24 protein-coding genes are annotated in these 26,235 nt (G+C 62.2%); 13 read left to right on the forward strand and 11 right to left on the reverse strand.

The genetic code is table 11. The annotated features are described in order from the left end of the window. On the forward strand, nt 1–870 hold an 870-nt coding region (locus tag BN1128_RS05600; RefSeq protein ID WP_082030363.1), incomplete at its 5' end, for a bifunctional GNAT family N-acetyltransferase/hotdog fold thioesterase. A gap of 54 nt (nt 871–924) precedes the next feature. Here BN1128_RS05600 and BN1128_RS05605 read toward each other — a convergent pair. The 4 genes from BN1128_RS05605 to gntU form a co-directional block, all read right to left on the reverse strand. Then, complete coding sequence (locus tag BN1128_RS05605; RefSeq protein WP_042866928.1) at nt 925–2,994, reverse strand: AsmA family protein; 2,070 nt, start codon at nt 2,992–2,994, stop codon at nt 925–927. A gap of 142 nt (nt 2,995–3,136) precedes the next feature. Beyond that, nucleotides 3,137–5,206: an ATP-dependent DNA helicase RecG gene (gene recG / locus BN1128_RS05610; RefSeq protein WP_042866931.1), complete on the reverse strand. Its 2,070-nt coding sequence runs from the start codon at nt 5,204–5,206 to the stop codon at nt 3,137–3,139. A 201-nt stretch (nt 5,207–5,407) separates the two neighbouring features. Then, the gene (pssA, locus tag BN1128_RS05615) at nt 5,408–6,757 is read right to left on the reverse strand and encodes a CDP-diacylglycerol--serine O-phosphatidyltransferase (protein WP_042866933.1); all 1,350 of its coding nucleotides are present in this window, start codon (nt 6,755–6,757) and stop codon (nt 5,408–5,410) included. A gap of 146 nt (nt 6,758–6,903) precedes the next feature. Continuing rightward, the gene (gene gntU, locus BN1128_RS05620) at nt 6,904–8,244 is read right to left on the reverse strand and encodes a gluconate transporter (RefSeq protein WP_042866935.1); all 1,341 of its coding nucleotides are present in this window, start codon (nt 8,242–8,244) and stop codon (nt 6,904–6,906) included. Nucleotides 8,245–8,489: 245 nt separating this feature from the next. On the opposite strand from gntU, the gene BN1128_RS05625 reads away from it, so the two are divergent. From BN1128_RS05625 to BN1128_RS05640, 4 genes are all read left to right on the forward strand, one after another. Then, nucleotides 8,490–8,999, forward strand: a complete 510-nt coding sequence (locus BN1128_RS05625) for a gluconokinase (RefSeq protein ID WP_042866937.1) — start codon at nt 8,490–8,492, stop codon at nt 8,997–8,999. Continuing rightward, complete coding sequence (edd, locus tag BN1128_RS05630; RefSeq protein ID WP_042866939.1) at nt 8,996–10,792, forward strand: phosphogluconate dehydratase; 1,797 nt, start codon at nt 8,996–8,998, stop codon at nt 10,790–10,792. The genes BN1128_RS05625 and edd overlap by 4 nt, the downstream gene beginning before the upstream one ends. Before the next feature lie 9 nt (nt 10,793–10,801). Next, entirely contained in the window at nt 10,802–11,443 is a 642-nt protein-coding gene (locus BN1128_RS05635; protein ID WP_042866942.1) for a bifunctional 4-hydroxy-2-oxoglutarate aldolase/2-dehydro-3-deoxy-phosphogluconate aldolase, read from the forward strand. 137 nt (nt 11,444–11,580) lie between these two features. Then, nucleotides 11,581–12,273: a helix-turn-helix transcriptional regulator gene (locus BN1128_RS05640; RefSeq protein WP_042866944.1), complete on the forward strand. Its 693-nt coding sequence runs from the start codon at nt 11,581–11,583 to the stop codon at nt 12,271–12,273. Here the strand turns inward: BN1128_RS05640 and BN1128_RS05645 are convergent. Then, nucleotides 12,262–12,651, reverse strand: coding sequence for a nuclear transport factor 2 family protein (locus BN1128_RS05645; RefSeq protein WP_042866947.1), 390 nt, complete (start codon nt 12,649–12,651; stop codon nt 12,262–12,264). The two genes, BN1128_RS05640 and BN1128_RS05645, sit on opposite strands and share 12 nt — an antisense overlap. Nucleotides 12,652–12,764: 113 nt before the next feature. Continuing rightward, nucleotides 12,765–13,772, reverse strand: a complete 1,008-nt coding sequence (locus BN1128_RS05650; protein ID WP_042866948.1) for a substrate-binding domain-containing protein — start codon at nt 13,770–13,772, stop codon at nt 12,765–12,767. A gap of 89 nt (nt 13,773–13,861) precedes the next feature. On the opposite strand from BN1128_RS05650, the gene BN1128_RS05655 reads away from it, so the two are divergent. Beyond that, nucleotides 13,862–14,512, forward strand: coding sequence for a Qnr family pentapeptide repeat protein (locus BN1128_RS05655; RefSeq protein WP_042866949.1), 651 nt, complete (start codon nt 13,862–13,864; stop codon nt 14,510–14,512). 114 nt (nt 14,513–14,626) lie between these two features. On the opposite strand, the gene BN1128_RS05660 is transcribed toward BN1128_RS05655, so the two are convergent. Together BN1128_RS05660 and gpmM are read right to left on the reverse strand one after the other, a co-directional pair. After that, on the reverse strand, nt 14,627–16,030 hold the full coding sequence (locus tag BN1128_RS05660) for a peptidoglycan DD-metalloendopeptidase family protein (protein ID WP_042866951.1): 1,404 nt from the start codon (nt 16,028–16,030) through the stop codon (nt 14,627–14,629). Between the two features lie 9 nt (nt 16,031–16,039). After that, nucleotides 16,040–17,569 (reverse strand): 2,3-bisphosphoglycerate-independent phosphoglycerate mutase, encoded by a 1,530-nt coding sequence (gene gpmM / locus BN1128_RS05665; RefSeq protein ID WP_042866953.1) that lies wholly within the window; start codon nt 17,567–17,569, stop codon nt 16,040–16,042. A gap of 325 nt (nt 17,570–17,894) precedes the next feature. On the opposite strand from gpmM, the gene BN1128_RS05670 reads away from it, so the two are divergent. From BN1128_RS05670 to gpsA, 3 genes are read left to right on the forward strand one after another with little or no spacing between them, the layout of a single operon-like run. Beyond that, nucleotides 17,895–18,326: a rhodanese-like domain-containing protein gene (locus BN1128_RS05670; protein ID WP_042866955.1), complete on the forward strand. Its 432-nt coding sequence runs from the start codon at nt 17,895–17,897 to the stop codon at nt 18,324–18,326. 47 nt (nt 18,327–18,373) lie between these two features. Continuing rightward, the gene (gene secB, locus BN1128_RS05675; protein WP_005319808.1) at nt 18,374–18,844 is read left to right on the forward strand and encodes a protein-export chaperone SecB; all 471 of its coding nucleotides are present in this window, start codon (nt 18,374–18,376) and stop codon (nt 18,842–18,844) included. Between the two features lie 2 nt (nt 18,845–18,846). Continuing rightward, a complete protein-coding gene (gene gpsA, locus BN1128_RS05680) occupies nt 18,847–19,851 on the forward strand; it encodes an NAD(P)H-dependent glycerol-3-phosphate dehydrogenase (RefSeq protein ID WP_042866958.1) in 1,005 nt (334 codons plus the stop codon). A 107-nt stretch (nt 19,852–19,958) separates the two neighbouring features. Here gpsA and nfuA read toward each other — a convergent pair whose 3' ends face one another. Both nfuA and BN1128_RS05690 read right to left on the reverse strand, forming a co-directional pair. Further along, entirely contained in the window at nt 19,959–20,537 is a 579-nt protein-coding gene (gene nfuA / locus BN1128_RS05685; protein WP_011704302.1) for a Fe-S biogenesis protein NfuA, read from the reverse strand. 230 nt (nt 20,538–20,767) lie between these two features. Further along, nucleotides 20,768–21,496, reverse strand: a complete 729-nt coding sequence (locus BN1128_RS05690; RefSeq protein WP_042866960.1) for a ComF family protein — start codon at nt 21,494–21,496, stop codon at nt 20,768–20,770. 38 nt (nt 21,497–21,534) lie between these two features. Here BN1128_RS05690 and bioH point away from each other — a divergent pair, with 38 nt between their 5' ends. The 4 genes from bioH (at nt 21,535) to BN1128_RS05710 (ending at nt 23,780) form a co-directional block, all read left to right on the forward strand. After that, nucleotides 21,535–22,299, forward strand: coding sequence for a pimeloyl-ACP methyl ester esterase BioH (gene bioH / locus BN1128_RS05695; protein WP_042866963.1), 765 nt, complete (start codon nt 21,535–21,537; stop codon nt 22,297–22,299). A 71-nt stretch (nt 22,300–22,370) separates the two neighbouring features. Beyond that, nucleotides 22,371–22,604, forward strand: a complete 234-nt coding sequence (locus tag BN1128_RS05700; RefSeq protein WP_042866965.1) for a hypothetical protein — start codon at nt 22,371–22,373, stop codon at nt 22,602–22,604. 1 nt (nt 22,605) lies between these two features. Then, nucleotides 22,606–23,406, forward strand: a complete 801-nt coding sequence (locus BN1128_RS05705) for a putative metalloprotease CJM1_0395 family protein (protein WP_042866967.1) — start codon at nt 22,606–22,608, stop codon at nt 23,404–23,406. Between the two features lie 95 nt (nt 23,407–23,501). Continuing rightward, complete coding sequence (locus BN1128_RS05710; RefSeq protein ID WP_042866969.1) at nt 23,502–23,780, forward strand: hypothetical protein; 279 nt, start codon at nt 23,502–23,504, stop codon at nt 23,778–23,780. 55 nt (nt 23,781–23,835) lie between these two features. Here the strand turns inward: BN1128_RS05710 and BN1128_RS05715 are convergent, their stop codons facing one another. Then, nucleotides 23,836–26,148: a Tex family protein gene (locus BN1128_RS05715; RefSeq protein WP_042866971.1), complete on the reverse strand. Its 2,313-nt coding sequence runs from the start codon at nt 26,146–26,148 to the stop codon at nt 23,836–23,838. Nucleotides 26,149–26,235: the final 87 nt, after the last annotated feature.

Consider the following 26,235-nt stretch of genomic DNA (forward strand, 5'->3'; position numbering starts at 1 on the left):
TACTACCAGCTGCGCTGGGAACTGCTGCGTAAACCCTTCAATCTGCCCGTCGGTTCCGAACGGGACGAATACGATACCGTCGCCATCCACCGCCTGATGCTGGCCCCTGATGGCACGCCCATTGCCGTCGGCCGGCTGTTTGTCGGTGGTGATGAGGCCCAGATCCGCTTTATGGCGTTGCGCCCCGAGTTTCGCGGTCAGGGGCTGGGTGCCCGCATGGTGGAAGATCTCGAACAACTGGCCCGCAGCGAGAAGGTGAAGCGGCTGGTGATGAATGCCCGCCAGGAGGCGGTGGAGTTCTATCGCAAGTGCGGCTTCCTCGAAGTGGGGGAAGGCCCCGTCTCTTTTGGCCGCATTCCGCACCGCCAGATGATCAAGTCTCTCAGCCCCTTGCAGACCATCCAGTATCGCCCCGAGTGGTGTCAGGACCTGACCACCCGCTGGTCGCGGGGCATCCCCATCAGCGAGAAAATGGGGGTACACATCACCCACTACGACGGCCAGACCTTCCATCTCAAGGCCAATCTGGCGGCCAACCTCAACGTGCACGACACCATGTTTGCCGGCAGCATCTACAGCCAGTGCGTGCTGGCGGGATGGGGCCTGATCTGGTTGCAGCTCAAGGAGGCGGGTCTGGTGGGGGATACTGTGCTGGCGGAGGGGAACATCAAGTATTACCGCCCGGTCAACGAGGAGCCGGAGGCGCGGGTGGCCCGCGAGGGAATGCCCGCCGTGCTGGCGCCGCTCAAGGTGGGAGAGTCGGCCAAGTTCAGCCTCAAGATCAAGCTGTTCAGTGGTGACAAGCTGGCGGCCGAGTTCCTCGGCCACTACGTGGTGCAGCCCATCAAGCGGCCCGGTCAGCAGGCCTGACGTTTTTCTCCTCGCAAGATTGCAACAAGGCCTCATGATGAGGCCTTGTTCGTTTTACTGCTCGCTGGCCGGCGTGGGCGCTTGGGCGGGCTGTGCCGGTCGCCAGAGCGGGCTGTTGCGCCCCTGGGCCGGATAGCGCACCCCCACCTCCCAGCCACAGGAGGCCTGCTTGGCCGGGAACTCCCAGCTTAGCACGGGGGCATCGAGCGGGCCGCGCCAGTGGCTCAGCAGCTCGGCGCAGCGCTGGCCATTCAGGGCGCCGAGATCCAGCTGCCACTGTTCGTTGACCAGGTCTATGCCTCCCTGCAGGGCGAGCAGGTGAGTGATGGTGGAGGCGCCGGCCTGTTCTATCTGCAACTGGCCCTGCTCCACCTTGCCCTGCAGCTTGATGCGGTAGAAGGGGGTGTCCCCCGCCTGCATGGCCTGCCACAGCTGATCCGGGCTGAGGGTAGGCGGGGTGGTGCCCTTGAACCACTCATCCAGCAGGGGATCTATCTGCACCTTGTCCCAGAAGGGTTCGTTGGCATCGAGGGCAAAGCTTCCCTGCAGAGTGCTGCGCCACTCGCCTGACGTGTTGCCGTGCAGGGCTTGCAGGTCGGCGCTCAGATCGACCTTGCCGGCGAAGGAGATGGGTGAGTGCAGCAGCTTGCTCCACTGCACCAGATCCAGCTTCTCCCCCTTGAGCTGCAACCGGCTGGTCTGGCCCGGTTCCTTGCCCCACTGGCCGCTCAGGCTGAGGGAGCCCTCGTCGGGCAGCGAGCTGGTCAGCTTGTTGAGCAGCCAGGCACTGGGGGTCAGCTCGCCGTCCAGCTCGCCGTTGCGGGCACTGAGGCCATCCCACACCAGCTCGAACCACTGGCTCTCTATCCTGGCCCGGCCGAGCAGGGGGGCGGGCTGTTGGCCCCGTAGGCCGAGATCGGTCAGATAAAGCTGCCAGCCGGTCAGCGACAGCGGCAGGGCATCGTCGAACGAGAGCACCTTGAGCTTGTCGAATGCCAGCTTGCGGATGTCGATCTGCTGTGGCCGCCAGCTCTGCCAATCCTGCCACCACCCCTGTGGCAGGCTGATGTCCATGCCGCTCAGGGCCATGTCTTTCAGGGTCAGCTTCTGCTGCTGGGTATCCATCGCCAGCTCCAGATTGAATTCGCCTTCATAGGCCTTGCCCTGCACCTCGGCGTCGATCTGCTGGGGCGAGAAGGAGACACGTCCCTTGAGATCTTCCAGCTGGAACAGGCCGCGGCCGAGATCGCCGAGGGCGCCTTCGATGTAGCCGGTCGGCGTGCTGCCGGCCTGCCAGCTGAAGGCGGTGAGCTGACCGTTGAAGTTGTTGAGGGAGATCTCCTGTGCGATGGCGCTGATGCTCACATCACGTATCTGCCCCACGTCCAGGCTGATGCGGCGCAGCGGCAGCGCCTGGTGTCCCGCCTGTCCCCACTCGACCCGCATGCCCTGCGCCTTCAGATTGCTCAGCCGCAGGCTGCGGGCGGGCCAGTCCAGCTCCATGCCGGTTTCCAGCAGGCCGTCGAACAGGTTGGTGGTCAGCTTGTCGGTGCTCAGCACCTGGCCTTCCAGCCGGCCCTTGAGGTTGAGGCGGGAGAGGGCAAAGGCGGGGGTTGTCAGCTGATTGATGTTGAGGCTCAGGTTGGCCTGGGATGGCCGCACCGGATTGAGCAGTTGCCAGTCGTTGAGCGTGGCGTTGAGGCCGCTCAGGGTCAGCTCGTCACTCTGCAGGCTGAGCCGATCGATGGTGCTGTCGCTGATGGTGAGGGAGCGCACCGGCAGGTTCGGCAGCTGGTTGGGCAGCGGCAGCCTGATGACGGGGCGGATGAGATCGAGGTGGGCGATGCGCACGTCCCGGTTCAGCCAGTCGATGCTCTCTATCTCCAGATAGAGTTTGTCGAGGGTGACGGCGTCGCCATAGCTCACCTGCTCGGCCAGCAGGGTGTAGGGATGGAGCGGGTTGAACACCAGCCGCCCTATGGTGACGGGCACCCCTGTCTGCTGGCTGATCCAGCTGGCGATGGGGCCCTTGGCCCGCTCTGCATCGAACAGGCCGAGGCCGACCCAGACAAACAGCAGCAGGAAGGCAAATGTATAGAGCAGGCCGCGTAGCCAGGAATTCATGGGGGCTTTCCTCCTGTTTCGGGATGGTTGTCAGGCGTTGGAGTAGTGATCTCGCAGACCCAGCCAGCGGCGGATCAAGGGGTCCACGTGGGAACCGTGTCTGTCCATCAGGCAATGTGCCCATCTTCTGCATTTGCCTTGGTCAGGCATTGGAATAGTGATCCCGTAAACCGAGCCAGCGCCGTATCAAGGGATCGACATGGTTTGGATGACGGTCCATGAGGAAGCGCGCCATCTTCTGCACCTGCGGGATGAGCGACTGGTCACGCACCAGGTCGGCGATCTTGAGATCGGCGAGGCCGGTCTGGCGGGTGCCGAGCAGTTCCCCCGGGCCGCGCAGCTCGAGATCGCGCTGGGCGATCAGGAAGCCGTCGTTGGTCTCCCGCAATACCCCGAGCCGGCTCTGGGCCGTTTTGGACAAGGGGGCATGATAAAGCAGCACGCAGTGGGAGGCCACAGAACCGCGACCGACCCGGCCGCGCAGCTGGTGCAGCTGGGCCAGTCCGAGCCGCTCCGGGTTTTCGATGATCATCAGGCTGGCGTTGGGCACGTCCACTCCCACCTCGATGACGGTGGTGGCGACCAGCAGCTGCAAAATGCCCGCCTTGAACTCCTCCATCACCCGCTGCTTTTCGACCGGCCGCATCCGGCCGTGCACCAACCCGATATGCAGGCCGGGCAGCTGGTTTTGCAGCTCGGCGGCAGTATCCTCGGCGGCCTGGCACTCCAGCGCCTCGGACTCCTCGATCAGGGTACAGACCCAGTAGGCCTGCTTGCCCTCTTCACAGGCCAGCTTGACCCGCTCGATCACATCCGGGCGACGGCTGTCCGGCAGCGCCACCGTGGTGATGGGGGTGCGGCCCGGTGGCAGCTCGTCGATGATGGAGGTGTCGAGATCGGCATAGGCGGTCATCGCCAGGGTGCGGGGTATGGGAGTGGCGGTCATGATGAGCTGATGGGGATGGACTCCCTCCCGCTCCCCTTTTTCGCGCAGGGCGAGGCGCTGGTGCACCCCGAATCTGTGCTGTTCATCGATGATCACCAGCGCCAGGCGCTGGAATACCACCTGCTCCTGGAAGATGGCGTGGGTGCCCACCACCATCTTGACGCTGCCGTCGGCGATGGCGGCGAGCTGAGCCTCCCGCGCCTTGCCCTTCTGCTTGCCCGCCAGCCAGCCGACTCCGATGCCGAGCGGTGCCAGCCAGTGGCCGAAGTTGATGGCGTGTTGCTCGGCCAGCAGCTCGGTCGGGGCCATCAGCCCCACCTGGCAGCCGTTGCCGATGGCTTGCAGTGCCGCCAAGGCCGCGACCAGCGTCTTGCCTGAGCCCACGTCGCCCTGCACCAGCCGCATCATGGGGTAGCTGCGTTGCAGATCCTGGCCGATCTCCGCGACTACCCGGTTCTGGGCGCCGGTGGGAGTGAATGGCAGGGCGCCGAGCAGTTGTTCGACCAGCGCGGGCGCCGGCTTGAGGACGCGGGCCAGCTGGGTTTGCGCCTGGGCACGGACTTTCAGTACCGAGAGGTTGTGGGCCAGCAGTTCCTCCAGCACCAGTCGCTGCTGGGCCGGGTGTTGGCCGCTTTCGAGCAGCGCCAGCGCCGCCGAGGGGGGCGGGCGATGAAGCAGGCGCAGGGCGGCGGCCAGTTCGATCTGCTGGGGATAGAGGCCGGCGGGCAGCAGCTCTTCCACTCCGTACAGGTCGAGCTGGGCCAGCGCCTGATCGGTGAGGTTGCGCAGGGTGAGCTGGCGCAGCCCTTCCGTGGTGGGGTAGACGGGGGTGAGCGCCTCTTCGGTCTGACCGGCTTGTTCTTCGCCGAGCAGCTTGTACTCGGGGTGGGCCATCTCCAGCCCGTATTTGCCGGGGCGCACCTCGCCGAAGCAGCGGATCAGGCGGCCCTGGCCCAGGCTGTTCTTCTGGGCGGCGGTGAAGTTGAAGAAGCGCAGGGTCAGGGTGCCCGTGCCGTCGCTGATGCGACAGACCAGCATGCGGCGGCGGCCTATCACCAGCTGAGTGTCCTGGATTTCGCCCTCGACGGCGCCGTGCAGCCCGGGCGGCAGATCGCCGATGGGCCACACCTGGGTACGGTCCTCGTAGCGCAGGGGGAGGTGGAACAGCAGATCCTGTACCGTCGCCAGCCCCAGCCGCTCGAGTTTCTCCTGCATCTTGCTGCCGACGCCCTTGAGGCTGTCGAGGGAGATTTTATCCAATTTCATCAATTAGATGCCCGAAAACACTGTAAATATGTCCAGATGATAGGGGTTGTTGATGGCTCGATGCAAGCCGCGTTGCAGTGAGTCGGGCCGGCTGGGCGGCTGGAAAAAGGCGGTAGCCGCATGTGACAAAGGCCTGCCGAAAAACGGGAGGCCTTTGTTGCAGCTGCCTGCGGGCGGAAGCGGGGGCGATGCGCTCCGGCGTCAGATGATGCGTTTGAGCAGGATATGAGCCCTGACCCTGTGGATCCGGGCCAGCAGCTTGCGCACCTGTTCCGGGTAGTCCTTGATCTGCTCAATCTGATCGAAGTGGCTGATCCGCTTGGTGTTGGCGAGTATGTTCTCCCGCTCCCCGTTGAACTGGGCACGCAGGTGATGGCGACGATCGTACACCAGCAGACCGTTCTCCAGATCCAGCGCCCAGGCGCGGGGGTTCAGGTTGTTGCCGGTGAGCAGCGCCCACTCGTCATCCACGAAGATCCCCTTGAGGTGGTAGGAGTTGCGCTCGCAGCACCACAGCATCAGGTTGAGACGGCCGGCATCGATGTGATGCTGGTTGCGCTCGGCAAACTTGCGCAGATTGGTCTCGTACAGATAGGGCAGGCCGCCTATGGTGGTGAATTTCTCCTCCGGCGGGATGAAGAAGTCGTTGGCCGTCTTGTCACCCACCACTATGGTCACCTTGCAGCCGCGCTTGAGCAGGGCCTCGATGTCCTTGTTCAACTCCTTGGGCGGGTTGAAATAGGGGGTGCAGATGAAGATCTCCCGCTCGGTGGCACGCACCAGGGTACGGATCATCTTGTTGAGCTGATTGCCCCGCTTGCCCAGTCCCGTCATCGGAGTGATGGCGATTTCCTGGCTGTTGACCGGCATGCTCTCGAAGCGGTACTGGCCCAGGCGCAGGTTGTGCTTGAAGCGGCGGATCGGCCCCTTCAACTGCTTGGCAGTGGGGATGTCGGTGCGATCCAGCCGCTGCACCGCTTCGCTCTTGAGGAAGAGATCGTCCACATAGTGGACCATGCAGCGGGTCAGCTCAGGGCTGGTGATCTGGTGATAACGGTCGAAACGGTAGCGATCCTGCTGATGCAGGTAGATGTCGTTGAGGCTGGCACCCGAGTAGAGCAGGGTGTCATCGAAGATGAAGCCCTTGAGGTGCAGCACGCCGAGCAGTTCGCGCCCCTTCACCGGCACGCCGTAGATAGCGATCTGGTGTTCGTGGCGGGCGGCCATTTCCTGATACATCAGGTGGTTGCCCCCCTGCTTGCCCTTGCCGATCAGACCGCGCTGGGCACGGTGGAAGTCGACGAAGAGCTTGATGTCCAGGGCCGGATTGCGCTGCTTGGCGGCGTAGAGGGCGGACAGTATCTCCCGTCCCGCTTCGTCATCCTGCAGGTAGAGGGCCACCAGATAGATGCGGTGAGTCGCGCTGGCGATGAGCGAAAGGATCCGGCTCTTGAAGTCCCGGGCGCTGTTGAGCACCTGAAACTGATCTGCGGCGACGGCGATCTGGGGCAGACGAGCCAACAGCTGTCGATAGTGTGCCGATGAATGCATAGAGAAACCTGAAATCACTGCGTTAAGCGTTCCACTCGGAGCGATGGATAGGCGATTCTAGCAACCTCGACCTGTTAGCCAAAGAAAGAATCGTCATAAAGATGAAAAAGGCCTCACATTGGAGGCCTTTTTGACAGCAGTTATGTTCAAAGGAAGCTGTAGATGATCATCGCCATGACGCCGCCGGTGGTGCCTATGATGGTCTCCATCACAGTCCAGGTCTGCAGGGTCTGCTTCTCGGAGAGGCCGAGATAGCGGTTGGCCAGCCAGAAGCCGGAGTCGTTGACGTGGGAGAGCACTATGGCCCCGCCACCGATGGCAATGGTCACGGCGGCCAGCTGGGCACCGTTCAGCCCGAGCGGTTCCAGCATGGGCAGCAGCAGGCCACAGGCGGTCAGCATGGCGACGGTGGCGGACCCCTGAATGACCCGCACCGCGGCCGCCAGTATGAAGGCCAGCGCGACTATGGGCAGGCCGGAATCCGCCAGCATGTTGCCGAGGGCGGCACCCACCCCGGAATCCACCAGGATCTGCTTGAACACGCCACCGGCGCCGGTCACCAGTATGATGACGCCGGCTGGCTGGATGGCACTGTTGCAGACGCTCATCACCTCATCACGGGACATGCCACGGCGGATCCCCAGCAGATAAAAGGCGGCCAGACAGGCGACCATGATGGCGGTGAAGGGGTGACCGATGAACTCCAGCCAGTTGTGCAGGGTGGATCCTGCCTCGACGAAGCGGCCGACTATGGTCTTGAGACCTATCAGCAGCAGCGGCAGACCGATCAGGCCCATGGCCAGTCCGAATGAGGGCAGGGTCTTGCAGTCGTCGTGGGCGCTGCTCTGGGCATCGGCGGGCAGCGGTACATCCACCACCTTGCTGATCAGCTCCCCGAACAGCGGGCCTGCCAGGATCAGGGCCGGCACGGCGGCGATCAGGCCGAACAGAATCATGTAGCCAAAATCGGCCCCCAGCTGGGATGCTACCAGAATGGGGCCCGGTGCCGGAATAAGGAACGCCTGGCAGGTGGCGATGCCCGCCAGCAGCGCTATGCCTATCTTCACCACGCTGCCGCCGCCGCGACGGACGATGGCAAAGGCCACCCCGATCAGCAGCACCACGGCCACGTCGAAGAAGAGCGGCAGAGCGCAGATGAAGCCGGTCAGTGACATGGCCCAGTTGGCGCGCTTGACGCCGAAGGTACCGAGCAGGGTATGGGCCACCCGGTCGAGGGCACCGGTGACCTCCATCACCTTGCCGAACATGGCGCCCAGCGCCACCACCACGGCGACGAAGCCCAGGGTGCCGCCCATCCCTTTCTGGATGGTGTTGGCGATCTCGGCCGGGTTCATGCCGGCGGCGAGGCCGGCCACCATGGAGACCAGGATGAGGGAGACGACCGCGTGCAGGCGGGCCTTCATCACCAGAAAGAGCAGCAGCACTATGGAGCCGGCGGCCGTCATGATCAGGGAGAGGTCAGACATTGTTGTGCGTTCCTTGTTCCAGATTCAGTATCGACACCCTGCCGATCCGTCGGTAGGCCATATCTTTATGATTTATTTAGATTTATGGCCAGGGCGCAAGCTCGCTTGCCCAGGTGACTGTGAGTTCGCTCAGTCTGTGGCAGACTTCACATTTCTTGTTGTTACCGGTAACATGTTACCGGTAACGTGCTAAGTTAGAACCCATCGGCAGCACGATTTTTGAAAAATGGGATAGAGGTCAAACAATGGCGGGCAAGAGCATTATCGTGATGGGTGTGTGTGGTAGCGGCAAGTCCAGCGTCGGCCTCAAGGTGGCCCAGGCGCTGGGTGCCAAGTTCATCGATGGTGATGACCTGCATCCCAGAGCCAATATCCAGAAGATGGCCGGTGGCAACCCGCTCAACGACGAGGATCGCGCCCCCTGGCTGGAGCGGATCCGTGATGCGGCGTACAGCCTGGAACAGAAGAACGAGGTGGGCGTCATCGTCTGCTCGGCCCTCAAGAAGCAGTACCGCGACCAGATCCGCGAGGGCAATGACTCGGTGCATTTCCTGTTTCTGGACGGTGATCAGGCACTTATCCTCGAACGTATGCGGGCACGCAAAGGCCATTTCATGCGGGAAACCATGGTACAAAGTCAGTTCGATACCCTGGAGCGCCCGGATGGCGAGGCCGGTGTATTTCACATCGATATAGATGGCACCTTCGAGCAGGTGGTTGATCGGGCCGTCACAGCATTGGAGCAAGCCCAATGATCCATCAGGTTATTTCCAGCGTCACTGCCCGCATTCGCGAGCGCAGTGCCGCCCGTCGCCAGGCGTTCCTGGCCCGTATTCAGCGCCAGGCCGAGCAGGGCAAGACCCGCGCCGCCCTGGCTTGCGGCAACCTGGCCCACGCCGTGGCCGCCTGCAGCAGTGACGAGAAGGGTCGTATCCTCGACATGACCCGCGCCAACGTCGGCATAGTCACCGCCTACAACGACATGTTGAGTGCCCATCAGCCCTATCAGGGCTACCCGGACATCATCAAGGCCGCGCTGGCCGAACTGGGTCACAGCGCCCAGGTGGCGGGTGGCGTACCGGCCATGTGCGACGGCGTGACTCAGGGTCAGCCAGGGATGGACATGTCCCTGTTTTCCCGCGATCTTATCGCCCAGGCAACCGCGCTCTCCCTCTCTCACAACACCTTTGACGCCACCCTGCTGCTCGGTATCTGCGACAAGATAGCACCTGGCCAGATCATGGGGGCGCTCTCCCACGCGCACCTGCCCACCGCCTTCGTGCCGGCCGGCCCCATGGCCAGCGGCATCAGCAACGATGACAAGGTGAAGGTGCGCCAGCAGTACGCCGCCGGTGAACTGGGCCGCGATGCCCTGCTGGAGATGGAGTGCGGCGCCTATCATGCGCCGGGCACCTGCACTTTCTACGGCACTGCCAACACCAACCAGCTGGTGTTCGAGGCCATGGGCCTGATGCTGCCGGGCTCCGCCTTCGTCCATCCTCACAGCGAGTTGCGCCACGCGCTCACTGAAGAAGCCGCCCGTCGCATCAGCGCCATGATCCCTGGCTCCCCTGCCTACCGCCCCTTGAGCGAGGTGCTGGACGAGCGCGCCCTGGTCAACGGGCTGGTGGCCCTGCTCGCCTCCGGCGGCAGCACCAACCACAGTATCCACATGGTGGCGCTGGCGCGGGCTGCCGGCCTGCACCTGACCTGGGACGACATCAGCGATCTCTCCGATGTGGTGCCGCTCTTGGTGCGCATGTACCCGAACGGCCCGGCCGATGTGAATGCCTTCGAACAGGCGGGCGGCGTGCCCGGCCTGATGCGTCGTCTGGCGCAAGAGGGGCTGATCCACATGGATGCCACCCCTGTGTTTGGCGAGATGCAGGATTACCTCAGCCGTCCGGCTCTGGTGGATGGCGAGCTGGTGTGGCAGCCAGTGGGTGAAAGCACGGATCCGAGCGTGCTCTCACCGACCGGTTCCGTGTTCCAGGCCACCGGCGGCACCAAGCTGCTGGCGGGTAATCTGGGCCGCGCCGTGGTCAAGGTCTCCGCCGTGGCCCCCGAGTATCGCGTTATCGAAGCGCCCGCCCGGGTTTTCTCCTCCCAGCATGCGGTGGAGGCGGCCTACAAGGCTGGCAGCCTCAATCAGGATGCCGTTATCGTGGTGCGCCACAACGGCCCGGCGGCCAACGGCATGCCGGAGTTGCACAAGCTGATGCCTGTGCTCGGCAACCTGCAGAAGGCAGGTTACAAGGTAGCACTGGTCACCGATGGTCGCCTCTCAGGCGCCTCCGGCAAGATCCCGGCTGCCATCCATGTCACCCCGGAAGCCTTGCACGGCGGCGCCATTGGCCTGCTGCGCGATGGCGATCTGCTGCGGGTGGACGCGGTGACTGGCCGCCTCGATTGCCTGACCGATTTGAGTGGCCGTACCCAGGCCGAGATTGACCTCACTCTGGAACAAGAGGGGTGGGGCCGTGAACTGTTCAGCGTGATGCGTCGCGCGGTATCGAGCGCCGAGTGCGGCGCCACCATCTTTGATTAAGGAAGCGTTATGCAAAACTGGAAAGTGACCCCTGCCGAGGTGTTTGCCGCCTCCCCGCTGGTTCCTGTGATGGTCATCAACGAGCTGGAGCAGGCCCTGCCAATGGCCAAGGCGCTGCTCGACGGCGGCATCTCGGTATTCGAGATCACCCTGCGCACCCCGGTGGCGCTCGATGCCATCGCCCTCATCGCCAAGGCGATGCCGGATGCCATGGTCGGTGCAGGCACAGTGCTCAACTGCGCGCAGTTTGACGCAGCCGTGGCCGCCGGTGCCCGCTTCGTCATCTCCCCGGGGATGACACCGGCGCTGCTGGCCCATGCGGCCAACAGCACGGCGCCGCTGATCCCGGGCGTTGCCACTGCCTCCGAGGTAATGCAGGCGCTGGAAGCGGGTTATGATCACTTGAAGTTCTTCCCGGCCGAAGCGAACGGCGGCACCAAGGCGCTGGCTGCCATTGCAGCACCGCTTCCCCAGATCAAATTCTGCCCCACCGGTGGCATAGGCCCGAAAAACGTGGCCGACTATCTGGCGCTGAAATGCGTCGCCACCGTCGGCGGTTCCTGGATGCTGCCGGCCGATGCGGTCAAGAGCGGCAACTGGGAGGAGGTGACTCGCCTCTCTCGCGAAGCGGTCGAGCTGGTTAAACGCTAAGCGCCAGTAGTGCAGAAAAATCATACAGGCCACCCTAGGGTGGCCTGCTTTTTGGTCGTCCTAATGGTGAAAAAGCCATTTGCAGCACGCAGCCTGCTCCCTTATGGTTATGGCCGGTTTCTCTCCGGCTGGCCGACATGTCCTTTCTCCATCGTTCCTGCCCGCAAGGGCACTTCACCCCGCTGCACTGCCATCCACAGGCCCAGTATTGCTACATGCACGATGGCGGCGGCGTCATCACTGGAGGCGGTGCCAGCGAGCTGCTGGTCGCCGGCCAGCTCTGTTTTATTCCTACGGGCTGGGAGCACGAGTTTCGCACGCTGCGCCACACCCGTATCTCGCTCATCTATACAGCGCCGTCCGGGCATGACCCTTTTGGCCTGCGTCAGGTGACCCCATTGCTGGCCGGTCTCTTTGCCCGTCTTACCGAGTTGGGGGAGGGAAGCGAGCGCGAGGCCTATTTGATGGTGATCGGCCACGAACTGGCACGCGCTGTCCCCCAGGCGGCTCAGCCTGCGCTTGCAGCCAATCTCGATCCACGCCTGCTGCGGGTGCTGGAGCGGGTCTGTCAGGCTCCCTCTGTCAACATTGTACTGGCGATGCTGGCAGAGGATTGCGGCGCCTCGGTACGCACCCTCAACCGACTCTTTCTCCAGCAGTTGGGTTGCACCTTTCGTCAGTGGCGGGAGCAGGTGGTGATGGGACGGGCGCGTCAGCTACAGCATCAGGGGCTAACCTTGGCGCAGATCGCCGACCAGCTCGGCTATGAGGATCCTGGTGCCTTCTCTCACGCTTTCCAGCGCTTTGTGCGGTGCGACTCAGCGCCGTGAACCTATGTCCTCGTCCTGCGCGCTGCCAGTCAGCAGGCAGGTTACCTCGTCGGTCTGGCAGATCTTGCCGTGGTGAAAGGTAAAGAGGCCGCTTACCTTGCAAACGAGGGGGAGGCCATCGTGACGGGTGGCCCGCACCACATGGGTCGAGTGCACCCTATCCCCCTGCGCGATTGAGGCGACGAACTCGATGGTGGCTTTGGCCAGATGATCTCTCAGCGCCGCAATGTGCTGGCGGAAAGCCGCGTAGTCGAGCTGCTCGCCATTCACTTGCTGGCAGTAGTCCGGAGTGAACCACTGGTCGAGTTCGGCAAGGGTAAAGCTGGGATCGCAGATCACGTGTTGCAGGCAGGTTTGCAATCTCTCGGTGTTGTTCATCTTCTGCTCCTGATGATGTGGTCGGGATGTCGGGCCAGCATAGATCAGGGGACGGAGAGAACAGGCGGGAGGATGCGCCATCATGGCTGGTAAATGCGCCATGATGACAGGGGTCAGCCCAGGCTGTCCCCTTCATAGAGAGAGAAGCCCATATCCTTGCGGGTGTCGGGCAGTGGCTGGCCGCTGAGTCGGGCCAGCAGCATGGTCGCCGCCTCGCGGCCTATCTCCTTGCGCGGGGTGACGATACTGGCCAGCTTGGGGGTCATGGCATGGCCTATGTCGAGGGCGTTGCTGCCGGCGATGGCGATCTGCTGGGGCACGGGTATCCACTTGGCCTGACACTGCAGCAGGGCGCCCACCGCCAGGTCATCGTTGGTGCAGAACAGGCCGTCGAGGTCGGGGTAGCGCACCAGCGCCTGATCCAGCAACTGACCACCCAGGGTGAAGCTGGAGGACTGCTCGGTCAGCAGGTGCTGGCCGGTCAGGCCATAATCGCCCATCGCCTGGTAGTAACCCTCCATCCTCAGCTGGGTGCGCACGTCGAGACGTGCCCCCAGGTAGACCAGCTTGCGTCGGCCCCGGCGCAGCATCTCTGTTACCATGGCCCGGGCGGCGGCCCTGTGATCCATCCCCACCACCATGTCGATGGGGGTTTGCGGCAGATCCATGGTTTCCACCACAGGAATGCCGGCGGTGGCGATCATTTTGCGGGTGCGCTCCGTGTGCTGGCTGTCGGAGAGGATCAGGCCGTCCACGTGATAGGAGAGCAGGGAGGCCACCTGCTCCTCTTCCCGTTCCGGGTTGTAGCCGTAGTGGGCGAGCAGGGTCTGGTAGCCGGCGGGCCGGGTCACCGACTCTATGCCATGCACCACGGCGGAGAAGACCTGGTTGGAGAGGGAGGGGATCAGGATGCCGATCGCTCTACTGGTGGCGTTGGATAGAATGTCCGGCGCCCGGTTGGGGATGTAGCCCAGCGCCTCCACTGCGGCGGCGATCCGCTCACGGGTGCCCTCGGCCACGGCCTGCGGATCGCGCAGGTAGCGGCTGACGGTCATCTTGGTGACCCCGGTCTGGTCGGCTATGTCCTGCAGAGTTGGGCGGCGCTTTCGGGTATCGTTCATCTCGGGATCCGGCAAAAATGTTACAGGTAACATTACCGTTTTTGTTTAACAAAGTCAGCATATGACGCCATCGGCAGAGGACTATTCGCATGATCAAGGGCAAGTGCTTCGAGGGGAAGCGTTTCGAACAGCAGGATGTGGCGCAAGAGTGCTTCACTGAGTGCCGCTTCATCGACTGCAACTTCTCCTGGCTGGACTTGAGCGAGAGCCGCTTCGTCGACTGCAGTTTCTACGAGCGGGAGCGCGAGCTGGGCTGCCAGCTGCAGGGCTGCGATCTGCGGGAGGCGAGCTTTCTGCGCTGCGATCTGACCCTAGCGGATCTCAGCCGCAGCCAGTGTCTGGGGCTGGAGATGCGTGACTGCCAGGCCATGGGCATCAACTTTGCCCGCGCCAGCTTCGCCAACCAGATCACCGTCAAGAGCTACTTCTGCGAGGCGCATCTTACCGGCAACAATTTCAGCTACGCCAACTTCGATGGCTGCCTGCTGGAGCGCTGCGAGCTCAGTGGCAATCGCTGGCAGGGAGCCAGCCTGCTGGGGGCCTCGCTGGCCGGCTCCGATCTGAGCGGTTCAGAGTTCGGCCAGATAGAGTGGACCAGCTTCAACCTGCAGGGCTGCGATCTGCGCCAGTGCGATCTGCCCGGGCTGGATCTGCGCCGGGTCAAGCTGGACGGGGTGCAGATCAATGAAGAGCAGCAGCAGGGGCTGCTCGAACAGCTCGGCCTCATCGTCTTCCCCTGATCCCGGTGGTCGAAAACGGGGTAAGTTTTCGTCATTCGATGCCGCCGACAGGGTCGTCGGCGACGATCAAAAAAGCCTGCGTCATGCAGGCTTTTTGCCATCTAGTGGGCGGGATCAGCGTTTGGCCAGCCACTTGGTCGGGTTGATGGCTTCACCCTGATAGCGGATCTCGAAGTAGAGGCCGGGTCTGTCCTGGCCGCCACTGTCGCCGACCAGCGCCACGGGTTCGCCCTGTTCCACGCTCTGACCCACCTGACGCAGCAGCGACTGGTTGTGACCGTAGAGGCTCATGTAGCCACGGCCGTGGTCGATCACCAGCAGCATGCCGAAGCCATCCAGCCAGTCGGCGTAAACCACCTGGCCCGGTGCGACCGCCTTGACCTGGGTTCCTTCGCTGGCGCCAATCAGGGTGCCCTTCCACTTTAGCTCGGCGGTGCGGGCTGAACCGTAGGAGATAAGGATCGGGCCCTGCACCGGCCAGCGCAGGCTGCCGTTGGTGCTGAGACCGCCGTAGCCGCCACTGCTTGGCTTGGAGCTGCTGCGCGCGGCGGCTTGCTGCTCCGCCACCCGGTTCTGTTGTTCGGTTACTTTTTGCTGTTGGGCGGCGAGCCGTTGTTGCTCGCCGACCTTCTGCTGCTCGGCCGCGATCCGCTGCTGTTCTGCAATCCGTTTCTGCTCGGCGGCCAGGCGTTGGGCCTCCAGGCGGCGCTGGCGCTCCTGTTCGGCTTTCAGCTTGGCCAGCCGCTCCCGCTCGGCCCGCTCACGACGCTCCTGCTCTTCCCGCTGGCGACGCAGCTCTTCCAGCCGGGCCTTCAGGGCTTTCTCCGCCTTGACCAGCTTGGTCAGCTTCTGTTCGTCGTTTTGCACCGATTGTTGCAACTGGTTGCGTACCTTGGCGCGGCTCTGTTGGCTGGCCAGCAGGGCCTGATGGTGCTCCTGCTGTTCGCTTAGCAGGGCTTGCAGCTTGCTCTCGGTCTCTTTGGTAGCCAGCTGGTTTTTGGCCAGCTTGGTGCGGGTCGCACGCAGGGCGTCGATGGCCTCGATGCGAGCCTTGTTGAGGTAGTCATAGTAATCGAGAGAGCGGCTCAGTTTGGCCGGATCCTGCTGATTGAGCAGCAGTTTGAGGTAATCGTGGTTGCCCGCCTGGAAGGCGCTTTCCGCCTGCTTGGCCAGCAACTGCTTCTGATGGCTGGCCTGTTGTTCCAGATCCAGCTTGTCCTGTTGCAGGCCAACCAGTTTTTGCTGATTCTGTTTCAGCTGTTGTTTGGTCTGCTCGAGCTTGGCCGCCGCGGCCGAGATGGCCTGCTCATCGGCCTTGAGCTGGGTGTTGAGTTTGGCCAGCTCCTGCTTGCTGAGCTTGATGGTTTTCTGTTGCTCTTTGATCTGGGACTGCATGGTGCCGAGCTGCTGATTGGCAGCCAGGGCCTTGCCAGCGACAAACGACAGGCAAAAAAACAGCGCGCCGGCCAACAGGCCGACGCGACTGGTTTTGTTTGAAATAACTTCGCATCCCCGCATGGGGAAGGATTATTTCAGAATCATCAGGGGCTTGCCAGTCATTTCCGGCGGTACCGGCAGACCCATCAGGGTCAGCATGGTTGGAGCCAGATCGGACAGTTTTCCACCTTCAACCACCTCGGACTTGCGACCGAAATAGATGAGGGGAACCGGCAGGTTGGTATGGGCTGTGTGGGCTTGACCCGTCTCTTCGTCCAGCATCTTCTCGGCGTTGCCGTGGTCGGCGGTGATCAGGCATTCGCCACCGACTTCGGCCAGGGCCTCGGTGACGCGACCGATGCAGTGGTCAACCGCTTCACAGGCTTTGACGGCCGCATCGAACACGCCGGTGTGGCCGACCATGTCGCCGTTCGGGTAGTTGCAGATGATGGTGTCGTACTTGCCGCTCTTGATGGCAGCAACCAGTTTGTCGGTCAGCTCTTCGGAGCTCATTTCCGGCTGCAGGTCATAAGTCGCCACTTTCGGGCTGGCAACGATTTCGCGGTCTTCACCGGTGAAGCAGGACTCTTCGCCACCGTTGAAGAAGAAGGTGACGTGGGCGTACTTCTCGGTTTCGGAGATGCGCAGCTGGGTCTTGCCCTGCTTGGCCAGCCACTCACCCAGGGTGTTCACCAGGGCAGTCGGCGGGTAGGCACAGGCAGTTTTGATGTCGGCCGCGTATTCGGTCAGCATCACGAAGTTCAGCGCAGGGGTGGCGGCACGGGCAAAGCCGGTGAAGTCACTGTCAACGAAGGCGCGGGTGATTTCACGGGCGCGGTCGGCACGGAAGTTCATGAAGATCAGGGCATCGCCATCCTGCATGGGGGCGGCAGCACCGATGCGGGTGGCCTTGACGAACTCGTCGTTCTCGTCGCGGGCATAGGCGGCGGCCAGGGCTTCGCTGGCGCTGTCGGCGGTGAACTCGCCCTTGCCCTGAGTCATCAGGTCATAAGCTTGCTGCACGCGATCCCAGCGGTTGTCACGGTCCATGGCAAAGTAGCGGCCGATCATGGAGGCGAAACGACCCTTGCCCAGACGGGCAAACAGGGCATCGAACTGTTCGATGGAGGACTGGGCGGAGCGCGGCGGTACGTCGCGGCCATCCAGGAAGGCGTGGAAATAGATCTGCTCGGCGCCACGTTTGGCGGCCATCTCGATCATGCCCATGATGTGCTCTTCGTGGCTGTGTACGCCACCCGGGGACATCAGACCCATGATGTGAACGGCTTTGCCCTTGGTCACGGCAGAATCGACAGCCTTGGCCAGTTCGACGTTCTGGAAGAAGTCGCCGTCCTTGATCTCTTTGGAGATGCGGGTCAGTTCCTGATAGACGATGCGACCTGCGCCAATGTTGACGTGACCCACTTCGGAGTTACCCATCTGACCATCCGGCAGACCCACGTCCAGGCCGGAGCCGGAGATCAGGGTGCTGGTGTAGTCACGGGCGAGACGGTCGAGGTTGGGAGTCTTGGCGGCAGCGACGGCATTGTGCTCTTGCTTGGTGCTGTAGCCCCAACCGTCCATGATGACCAGAACCAAAGGTTTCTTAGCTGTTGACATAAGGCTATGTCCTCTCGGATAGGAATGAATTGCGGGAAGTGAAACTAGCGTAATATTACTACATCTGCCGAAATAGTCACCTGATAGCCAAGCCCAGACCCGCCGTCGTTCAGGACTGTTGCCAGCCTGTTTCCCCTTTGTCGCCGGCTTGTCTCCCGGCTCGACGAATCCCACTCCCAAAGCGTCGGACGCCACTTTTTATTCCGATCCTTTATCGTGCCCCTGCCCGATGGGAGCTCGCTCCCGCTTTGCCGCCAAGATGGCTGATCTTGGTGGGGTCCCCATGTATACTCGGGCCCTTGTCTTGGTCCCTGGATAGTAGAAGATGCAAGAGTATTTGGATTTTGCGGCCCGTAACCCGCTGCTGACCGCAGCCTGGTTCGGCCTGGCAGGCACTTTGGTTTACACCACTGTGCGTGCTCGTTTTTCTCCGGTTAAGACGGTGAACAACCACACGGCTACCCTGCTGATCAACCGTGAAAATGCCACTGTGGTGGACATTCGCAGTCAGGAAGAGTTTGCCAAGGGTCATCTGGCCGGTGCCCAGCACCTGCCGCTCAGCCAGATCCAGAGCAATAACCTGGGTCCGGTTGAAAAGCATAAAGATGCCCCCATCATAGTGGTGTGCGAGTCGGGGATGACCGCTGGTGGCGCGGGTCGCCAACTGAGCAAGGCCGGTTTCAAGCAGGTGTATGTGCTCAGCGGTGGCATGGCCCAGTGGCGTGCAGATAATCTGCCGGTGACCAAAAAACGCTGATTTAAGGGCCTGCGCCCACATATTTTCTTAAAAAGGAATCAAACGAAATGGCTGACGAAATCAACAACCAGGAAGTACAACCGGAATTCCACATCCAGCGTGTCTACACCAAGGATGTCTCTTTCGAAGCCCCGAATACCCCGCACATCTTCCAGAAAGAGTGGCAGCCGGACGTCAAGCTGGATATGGACACCAAGACCAACATCCTGGCTGACGGCGTGTATGAGGTTGTGCTGACCCTGACCGTGACCTGCAAGCTGGAAACCGAGACTGCCTTCCTGTGTGAAGTGCAGCAAGCCGGTATCTTCACCATAGGCAACCTGCCGGAGCCGCAACTGGCTCACTGCCTGGCCGCCTTCTGCCCGAACATCCTGTTCCCGTATGCCCGCGAAGCTGTGGCCAACATGGTGAGCAAGGGTTCCTTCCCGCAGCTGAACCTGGCACCGGTCAACTTCGATGCCCTGTTTGCCCAGCACATGGCGCAAGCACAGGCCCAGCAGGCGACTGCGGAAGCCTGATAATGGCTGACCAGATCGCTATCTCGGTCTTGGGGGCGGGGTCTTATGGCTCCGCCCTTGCCATTTCTCTGGCGCGCAACGGTCATCCGACCCTGCTGTGGGGTCATGACCCTGCCCATGTCGCCGAGCTGGAACAAGACCGCTGCAACAAGGCTTTCCTGCCGGATGTCCCTTTTCCCGCCGATCTGCAACTGACCGCCGATCTGCAGGCGGCGGTGCAAGCCGCGCCCGTGCTGCTGCTGGTGGTGCCGAGCCATGTGTTCGGCCAGGTGCTGGCTCAGATCAAACCCTTCCTGCGCCCCGATACCCGTATCGCCTGGGCCACCAAGGGGCTGGAACCTGACAGTGGCCGCCTGCTGCAAGACGTGGCCCGTGAGGTGCTGGGTGAGGCGATCCCGCTGGCGGTGATCTCCGGTCCCACCTTCGCCAAGGAGCTGGCCGCCGGCCTGCCGACCGCCATCTCGGTGGCGTCGACTCACGATGGCTTCGCCGATGACCTCTCGCTGTTGCTGCACTGCGGCCGCTCGTTCCGGGTCTATACCAATCCGGACTTCGTCGGTCTGCAGCTGGGCGGCGCCGTCAAGAACGTCATTGCCATCGGCGCCGGTCTATCCGACGGGCTGGGATTTGGCGCCAACGCCAGAACCGCGCTCATCACCCGGGGTCTGGTGGAGATGCAGCGTCTGGGGGCGGCCCTGGGTGCCGATGCCAAAACCTTCATGGGGATGGCGGGGCTCGGGGATCTGGTGCTGACCTGTACCGACAACCAGTCGCGCAACCGTCGCTTCGGTCTGGCTCTCGGGGCCGGTAAGAGCGTGGATACCGCCATGGCCGAGATAGGTCAGGTGGTGGAAGGTTATCGCAACACCAAGGAGGTACATCTGCTGGCGGCCCGTTGTGGCGTCGAGATGCCCATCTGCGAGCAGATCTTCCAGGTGCTCTATCAGGACAAGAACCCGAAAGAGGCCGCCATCGCCCTGCTCAGCCGGGACAAGCGCGACGAATAAGCCATCCGCTGATGCCTGATAGCAAAAGGCCCCGCCAGATTGGCGGGGCCTTTTCATGTGTGGTCGAAGGGGAGCAACTCTGATGGATACTCGCCACTGGCACGGGATCAATAGTAGGAGTGATCGCCGCGCTGGTGCTCGGTGGCATCTTTGACGCCGTTGAGCTCGCCCGGGAATTTCTCCAGCAGCTGCTTCTCGATCCCCTCTTTCAGGGTGTAGTCGACCATGGAGCAACCGTTGCAACCGCCGCCAAACTGCAGGATGGCCAGCTTGTCTTCGGTCAGCTCGACCAGGGTGACCTTGCCGCCGTGACCGGCCAGCATGGGGTTCACCTCGGACATCAGCACATATTCGATGCGGTCGATCAGGGGGGCATCGTCGGCCACTTTGCGCATCTTGGCGTTTGGCGCTTTGAGGGTGAGCTGGGAGCCCATCTGATCGGTGACGAAGTCGATGGTGGCATCGACCAAGAAGGGGGCGCTCAGAGGGTCGACTAGGCAGTCGAAGCCGCTGAAGGGCAGGTGCTGATCTTCCGGATCGACCGCGTCGGGTGGGCAATATGATACGCCGCACTCGGCATTCTGGGTTCCCGGATTGACCACAAACACCCGGATATTGGTGCCATCAGGCTGTTTTTCCAGCAGTTTACGGAAATGGGCCTGGGCGGTGTCGGAAATGCTGATCATCACTATCCTCATAAACCTGAGTGTACGACTAGGGTATTCATGATAACTCGCTTGGCAGTGCTTGGGTAGCATGCAGATGGCGCCGAGCATATGTCAAATATACCTATGGCCGCCTGATGTAACTGAGCCTGCGGGATACATGCCGAGGATTATTGAGGATGTTTGCGGGGGCTGCATACATCTCTATGGCAGCCTGATATGCCTGCTCTTGCGGTATCCATATTTGAGTGTCACTTGAGGTGTTTGAGCGTGCGGCAAATGGCCCACACCTCCACTTTCGCGATGCCGCTCTCGTGCAGCACGCGGGTGAGCTGACCCGCCGTCGCCCCTGTGGTCACCACATCGTCGAGCAGGGCTACGTGCCGATAGTGGTGGGGCTGGATCTGGAAGGCGCCGCGCAGATTCCGTCGCCGCTGAGCGGCACTGAGCCGGGTCTGCTGCGGGGTGGCCCGGGTTCTGCGCAGCAGCCGGGTGTCGCAGGGGATACCGGTGATCTCGCTAAGGGTGATGGCTATCTCCTCCGCCTGATTGAAACCGCGCCACCACTGTCGCCACCAGTGCAAAGGAACCGGAATGATGGCCTCGGGGAGATCGTCTCTCTCCAGATGATCGGCCAGCAGACGGGCGAGCAGCGGCGCCAGCAGGATCTGGCCAGAATATTTCAGCTGCGGTATGAGCATGGAGTAGGGGGTCTGGTAATCGCCAATGACCTGCAGCCGCTGCCAGGGCGGTGGCTTGCGCTGGCAGCGCCCGCAGACAGGTTCGGTTTCTCCGCCAGGTTCCGGCAAGGGGGACGCACACAGGCTGCATTTGCGATAGGGCTGGTGGAGGGCCTGCTGGCACCAGCTGCAGAGCAGCGGCTGTGTATCGCAAGGCTGTTGGCAGAGCAGACAGTGGCCCTGCCAGTCGGCATGGTTGCCAAGGATCGGACTTGCTTTGGCGAGCAGCCGCTTTAACATGCTGACCCCAAGAGAATGAACAGGGATCTTGAGTCTAGATGAGCGTATCGGTAGAGCGATGTGGTCAGGGGCCCGATCTGGTGCTGTTGCACGGATGGGGCATGAATGGCGCAGTCTGGCATGGTATTGCCCAGCAGTTGGCGGCCCATTATCGGCTGCATCTGGTGGACTTGCCCGGGTTTGGCAACAGCCCGCTGGCCGACGGGATTGATTACTCCTTGCCATGGCTGGCGGAGCAGGTCGCTGCCGTCTTGCCGCAGAAGTGCCATCTGCTCGGCTGGTCCCTCGGTGGTCTGGTAGCGAGTCAGTTGGCGCTGACCGAGCCTGAGCGATGCCATTCGCTCATCACGGTAGCCAGTTCCCCCTGCTTCATGGCCCGTGACGACTGGCCGGGGATCGCCCCCAAGGTGCTGATGGGCTTCAATCAGATGCTGGCGGGGGACTTCAAGCAGACCATAGATCGTTTCCTCGCGATCCAGGCCATGGGCAGCGAACATGCCCGGGATGATATTCGCCAGCTGCGCCACTGGTTGGCAGAGCGCCCGGCCCCCCGGCTCGCCGCGCTGGAGGCTGGACTCGGTCTGCTGGCGGACGTTGATCTGCGCGATGAGCTGACGACACTGAGCCTGCCCTGGCTGCGGGTCTATGGCCGGCTGGATTCGCTGGTGCCCAAGGTGGCCATACCGCTGCTGGACGAACGCTACCCGGCCAGTCACAGCCTGGTGCTGGAAAAGGCCTCGCACGCGCCCTTTATTTCCCACCCACAGCAGTTCGTTGAAATCATTCGACATTTTGTTGGTTGAAAAACAACCTATTTACTTCATTAATCCTCTGGCGTGACGGATAATTAATCCAGCGTCAGAGGAGCGTCATCATGCGTATAGATTCTGCATTGAACAGCGGAGTACAAGGGTTTCAGCGAGCGGAACAGATTGCCGACAAGGCATCAAGCCAGATCGCCCGGCTCAACACCCCGAGCGGTGATCAAGTACAACTGCCCGATGAACTGGTCAACCTCAAGGTGGCCGAAGTACAGGCCGGAGCATCTGCCAAGGTGATCCAGACCGCCAGTGATGTTATGGGTACCCTGATCGATATCCGGGTGTGACATGAACATCAATGTCAGTCTGCCGACCATTATTCCTAATCAGCTGCAACCGCAGACGGAATCGGCACGTACTGATAATCGCCGTGCAGCCCTCGTTCCCCAGACCCGTCAGAGCGAGGCATTCAATGCCGAGCCTGAAGTCGGCTCACAGAAAGACAAGTCCAAGGCCAGCCAGGCCAATCCCAACCAGACCTCCCAGCAGACGCGGGACGTTTCCCAGACCACCGGTAATCCGCAAACGCCGGTTGATCACCGCTTCGTGGAGGCCACGGGGGAAGAGGGGCAGCGTAACAAGCAGCAGGATCCCAGACAACAGGAGCAACAGCAGAAGCAGGAGTTGCAGGTCAAGGAGCTGGCCGACAGGGATCAGGAGGTGCGCACTCACGAGCAGGCGCATCAGAGCACTGGTGGCCAGTATGCCGGCAGTCCTACCTATGAGTTTGCCATGGGGCCGGATGGCAAGCGTTACGCCACCGGCGGGGGCGTTTCCATCGATATCGGGACCATCCCCGGCGATCCCAGAGCGACCATCGCCAAGATGCAGCAGGTGCGTGCCGCCGCCCTGGCCCCGGCCGATCCTTCCGCACAGGATCTGAGCGTGGCCAGAAGTGCCGCCGCCAAGGAGGCCCATGCCCGCAAGGCGCTGCTCTCATCCGACCCAGACTCAGCCCTGGCGGTCGATGGCAGCGCCAAGACGGGTGTGTTGAGCGGCTACATGGAGCAGCGCAATCAGGTCATTGCCCAGCGTTATCAACAGGCGGTCAGGCCTGCTGCGCAGCAGGGTTTCAGTCTGAACGTCTGAGCGCGGCGCCGCTCTTCCCCCTGATTTTTCGATCACGCCCTGGGCATTTGCAACTAATCTGAGGGGTAATCCCATTCATCCTCACAGGAGTCGTCATGCACTTTGATGAAGTCAAACCGGAAGACTTTGCCACCTTCTCCCGCGTTCCCCCTCCTCACCTTCAGATGGAACAATTTTTGATGCAGCTTGGTGGTGGCGGAACCGAAGGTACGCACTTCAAGAAGAAAGTCATGCTGGCGGCCGGTTGGAGCCATACCGGCGTGGTTTCCTATGGCAAGTACCCGCAGGAGGCCTGCAAGGCATTCAATCGACTGCGGGAGGTGCTGGCCCGGCATCAGGATCCTGAAAGTATTCTGGCCACCCTCAGTCAATGAGTCTTGGCGTTTTGTAAAAAAGCCCCTTTCGGGGCTTTTTTCATTTCTTGACGGCTTATTTCTTGGTTTTGGAGAGGGCTGCCGCGAAGGCGTTGCCCATGGCTCCGCCCACCTGCGTGCTTGGGCGCGGCGCCTGCCTCGGCTTGGCACTGCCAGCATTCGCGTTGCGGGATTCCGCAGGCTTGCGGACCGGTTGTCCGGCTTTTTCGTCCAGCCGCATGGTCAGGCTGATCCGCTTGCGCGGGGCATCCACTTCCAGCACCTTGACCCTTACTATGTCCCCTGCCTTGACCACCTCGCGGGGATCCTTGACGAAGCGATCCGTCAGGGAGCTGATGTGTACCAGCCCATCCTGATGGACGCCGATGTCGATGAAGGCGCCGAAGTTGGTGACGTTGGTGACCACGCCTTCCAATATCATCTCGGGCACCAGGTCGCTGATCTTCTCCACCCCATCCTTGAAGGTGGCGGTCTTGAACTCGGGGCGCGGGTCGCGGCCCGGCTTGTCCAGTTCACCTATGATGTCGGTGACAGTGGGCACGCCGAACTGCTCATCCGTGTAGTCGGCCGGCTTCAGGCTGCGCAGCAGGCTGCCGTTGCCGAGCAGGCTTTCAACTTGCTGCTGGAGTCGCGCCAGGATCCTCTCAACCACAGGGTAGGATTCCGGGTGGACCGCCGAGCTGTCGAGAGGGTTGCTGCCGCCGCGAATGCGCAGGAAGCCGGCGCACTGTTCAAAGGCTTTGGGGCCGAGGCGGCTGACTTTCAGCAGTTGCTGACGGCTCTGGAAGGCGCCGTGCTCGTCCCGATAGGCGACGATATTCTGGGCCAGGGTCTGGGAGAGACCGGACACCCGATTCAGCAGGGCGACCGAGGCGGTATTCACATCCACTCCGACCGCGTTCACGCAATCCTCGACCACGGCGTCCAGCCGGCGGGCCAGCTGGCTCTGGCCGACATCGTGCTGGTACTGGCCCACACCTATGCTCTTGGGATCTATCTTGACCAGCTCGGCCAGGGGATCCTGCAGGCGGCGGGCGATGGAGACGGCGCCACGGATGGAGACATCCAGATCCGGGAACTCCTGAGAGGCAAGTTCGGAGGCGGAATAGACAGAGGCCCCCGCTTCGCTCACTACTATCTTCTGCGCCTTGGCGGCGGGGTAGCGTTCGAACAGATCGCTCACCAGCCGGTCTGTCTCTCGCGAGGCGGTGCCGTTGCCTATGCTGATGAGCTCGACCTTGTGCTTCTGGCACAGCTCGCTCAGGGTGCGCAGACTCTGATCGACCTGTTTCTTCGGCTCGAACGGGTAGATGGTGGCGTGATCGACCAGCTTGCCGGTGGCGTCGACCACGGCCACCTTGACCCCGGTACGGATGCCCGGATCCAGCCCCATGGTGCAGCGCATGCCCGCCGGCGCCGCCATCAGCAGATCCTGCAGGTTCATGGCGAACACCTTGATGGCCTCGTCTTCTGCCGATTCGCGGATACGGCCGATCAGCTCGGTCTCCATCTGCAAGGAGAGCTTGATCTTCCAGGTCCAGCTCACCACCCCCTGCAGCCACTTGTCGGCCGGGCGGTTTTGCAGATTCAGTTTGAGGTGGTGGGCAATGATGCCTTCACAGGGGCTGGCGCCCTCGTCTTCACCTGTGATCAACGCCAGATTGAGAATGCCCTCGTTACGACCGCGCAGCATGGCCAGCACCCGATGGGAGGGGGCCTTGTGCAGCGGCTCGTCATGCTCGAAGTAGTCCTTGAACTTGGCTCCTTCCTGCTCCTTGCCTGCCACCATGCGGGCGCGCAGGGTGGCGTTGTGCCACAGGTAGTCACGCAGCTTCTCCAGCAGGTCTGCCTGTTCGGCGAAACGCTCCATCAGGATATAGCGGGCACCGTCGAGGGCGGTCTTGCTGTCAGTGATGCCGTGATCGCTATTGAGGAAGGCGGCCGCGGCCTGTTCGGGCTCCTGCATCGGCTCCGTGAGCAGCAGGCTCGCCAGCGGTTCCAGTCCAGCTTCGATAGCCATCTGTCCCTTGGTGCGACGCTTGGGCTTGTAGGGGAGATAGAGATCTTCCAGCCGGGTCTTGCTGTCGGCACCGTTCAGCTCTCGCGCCAGTTCCGGGGTGAGTTTGCCCTGCTCCTCGATGGAGCGGAGGATCACCTGGCGGCGATCCTCCAGCTCGCGCAGATAGCCGAGGCGGCTCTCCAGGGTGCGCAGCTGGCTGTCGTCCAGGCCACCGGTCGCCTCTTTGCGATAACGGGCGATAAAGGGCACGGTCGAACCTTCATCCAGCAGGCGCACGGCCGCCTGCACCTGTTCCGGACGGGCATTCAGCTCACCGGCAATCTGTCTCTCTATTACATGGCTGTGCATCTGGGATCTCTGTGGTCGCTTCTATCCAACTGGCCTGGGGTTGGCTGTGGCCGCGTATGCTGCTCGTCAGCTCGCCGCCTCTCTACA

It is taken from the genome of Aeromonas piscicola (assembly GCF_000820005.1).
Taxonomy (GTDB): Bacteria; Pseudomonadota; Gammaproteobacteria; order Enterobacterales; family Aeromonadaceae; genus Aeromonas; species Aeromonas piscicola.

What these genes read in the sequence shown, in the direction of transcription:
- BN1128_RS05605 (WP_042866928.1), bottom strand. Translation starts at nt 2,994, where the DNA reads ATGAATTCCTGGCTACGCGGCCTGCTCTATACATTTGCCTTCCTGCTG.
- recG (WP_042866931.1), bottom strand. Translation starts at nt 5,206, where the DNA reads ATGAAATTGGATAAAATCTCCCTCGACAGCCTCAAGGGCGTCGGCAGC.
- pssA (WP_042866933.1), bottom strand. Translation starts at nt 6,757, where the DNA reads ATGCATTCATCGGCACACTATCGACAGCTGTTGGCTCGTCTGCCCCAG.
- gntU (WP_042866935.1), bottom strand. Translation starts at nt 8,244, where the DNA reads ATGTCTGACCTCTCCCTGATCATGACGGCCGCCGGCTCCATAGTGCTG.
- BN1128_RS05625 (WP_042866937.1), top strand. Translation starts at nt 8,490, where the DNA reads ATGGCGGGCAAGAGCATTATCGTGATGGGTGTGTGTGGTAGCGGCAAG.
- edd (WP_042866939.1), top strand. Translation starts at nt 8,996, where the DNA reads ATGATCCATCAGGTTATTTCCAGCGTCACTGCCCGCATTCGCGAGCGC.
- BN1128_RS05635 (WP_042866942.1), top strand. Translation starts at nt 10,802, where the DNA reads ATGCAAAACTGGAAAGTGACCCCTGCCGAGGTGTTTGCCGCCTCCCCG.
- BN1128_RS05640 (WP_042866944.1), top strand. Translation starts at nt 11,581, where the DNA reads ATGTCCTTTCTCCATCGTTCCTGCCCGCAAGGGCACTTCACCCCGCTG.
- BN1128_RS05645 (WP_042866947.1), bottom strand. Translation starts at nt 12,651, where the DNA reads ATGAACAACACCGAGAGATTGCAAACCTGCCTGCAACACGTGATCTGC.
- BN1128_RS05650 (WP_042866948.1), bottom strand. Translation starts at nt 13,772, where the DNA reads ATGAACGATACCCGAAAGCGCCGCCCAACTCTGCAGGACATAGCCGAC.
- BN1128_RS05655 (WP_042866949.1), top strand. Translation starts at nt 13,862, where the DNA reads ATGATCAAGGGCAAGTGCTTCGAGGGGAAGCGTTTCGAACAGCAGGAT.
- BN1128_RS05660 (WP_042866951.1), bottom strand. Translation starts at nt 16,030, where the DNA reads ATGCGGGGATGCGAAGTTATTTCAAACAAAACCAGTCGCGTCGGCCTG.
- gpmM (WP_042866953.1), bottom strand. Translation starts at nt 17,569, where the DNA reads ATGTCAACAGCTAAGAAACCTTTGGTTCTGGTCATCATGGACGGTTGG.
- BN1128_RS05670 (WP_042866955.1), top strand. Translation starts at nt 17,895, where the DNA reads ATGCAAGAGTATTTGGATTTTGCGGCCCGTAACCCGCTGCTGACCGCA.
- secB (WP_005319808.1), top strand. Translation starts at nt 18,374, where the DNA reads ATGGCTGACGAAATCAACAACCAGGAAGTACAACCGGAATTCCACATC.
- gpsA (WP_042866958.1), top strand. Translation starts at nt 18,847, where the DNA reads ATGGCTGACCAGATCGCTATCTCGGTCTTGGGGGCGGGGTCTTATGGC.
- nfuA (WP_011704302.1), bottom strand. Translation starts at nt 20,537, where the DNA reads ATGATCAGCATTTCCGACACCGCCCAGGCCCATTTCCGTAAACTGCTG.
- BN1128_RS05690 (WP_042866960.1), bottom strand. Translation starts at nt 21,496, where the DNA reads ATGTTAAAGCGGCTGCTCGCCAAAGCAAGTCCGATCCTTGGCAACCAT.
- bioH (WP_042866963.1), top strand. Translation starts at nt 21,535, where the DNA reads ATGAGCGTATCGGTAGAGCGATGTGGTCAGGGGCCCGATCTGGTGCTG.
- BN1128_RS05700 (WP_042866965.1), top strand. Translation starts at nt 22,371, where the DNA reads ATGCGTATAGATTCTGCATTGAACAGCGGAGTACAAGGGTTTCAGCGA.
- BN1128_RS05705 (WP_042866967.1), top strand. Translation starts at nt 22,606, where the DNA reads ATGAACATCAATGTCAGTCTGCCGACCATTATTCCTAATCAGCTGCAA.
- BN1128_RS05710 (WP_042866969.1), top strand. Translation starts at nt 23,502, where the DNA reads ATGCACTTTGATGAAGTCAAACCGGAAGACTTTGCCACCTTCTCCCGC.
- BN1128_RS05715 (WP_042866971.1), bottom strand. Translation starts at nt 26,148, where the DNA reads ATGCACAGCCATGTAATAGAGAGACAGATTGCCGGTGAGCTGAATGCC.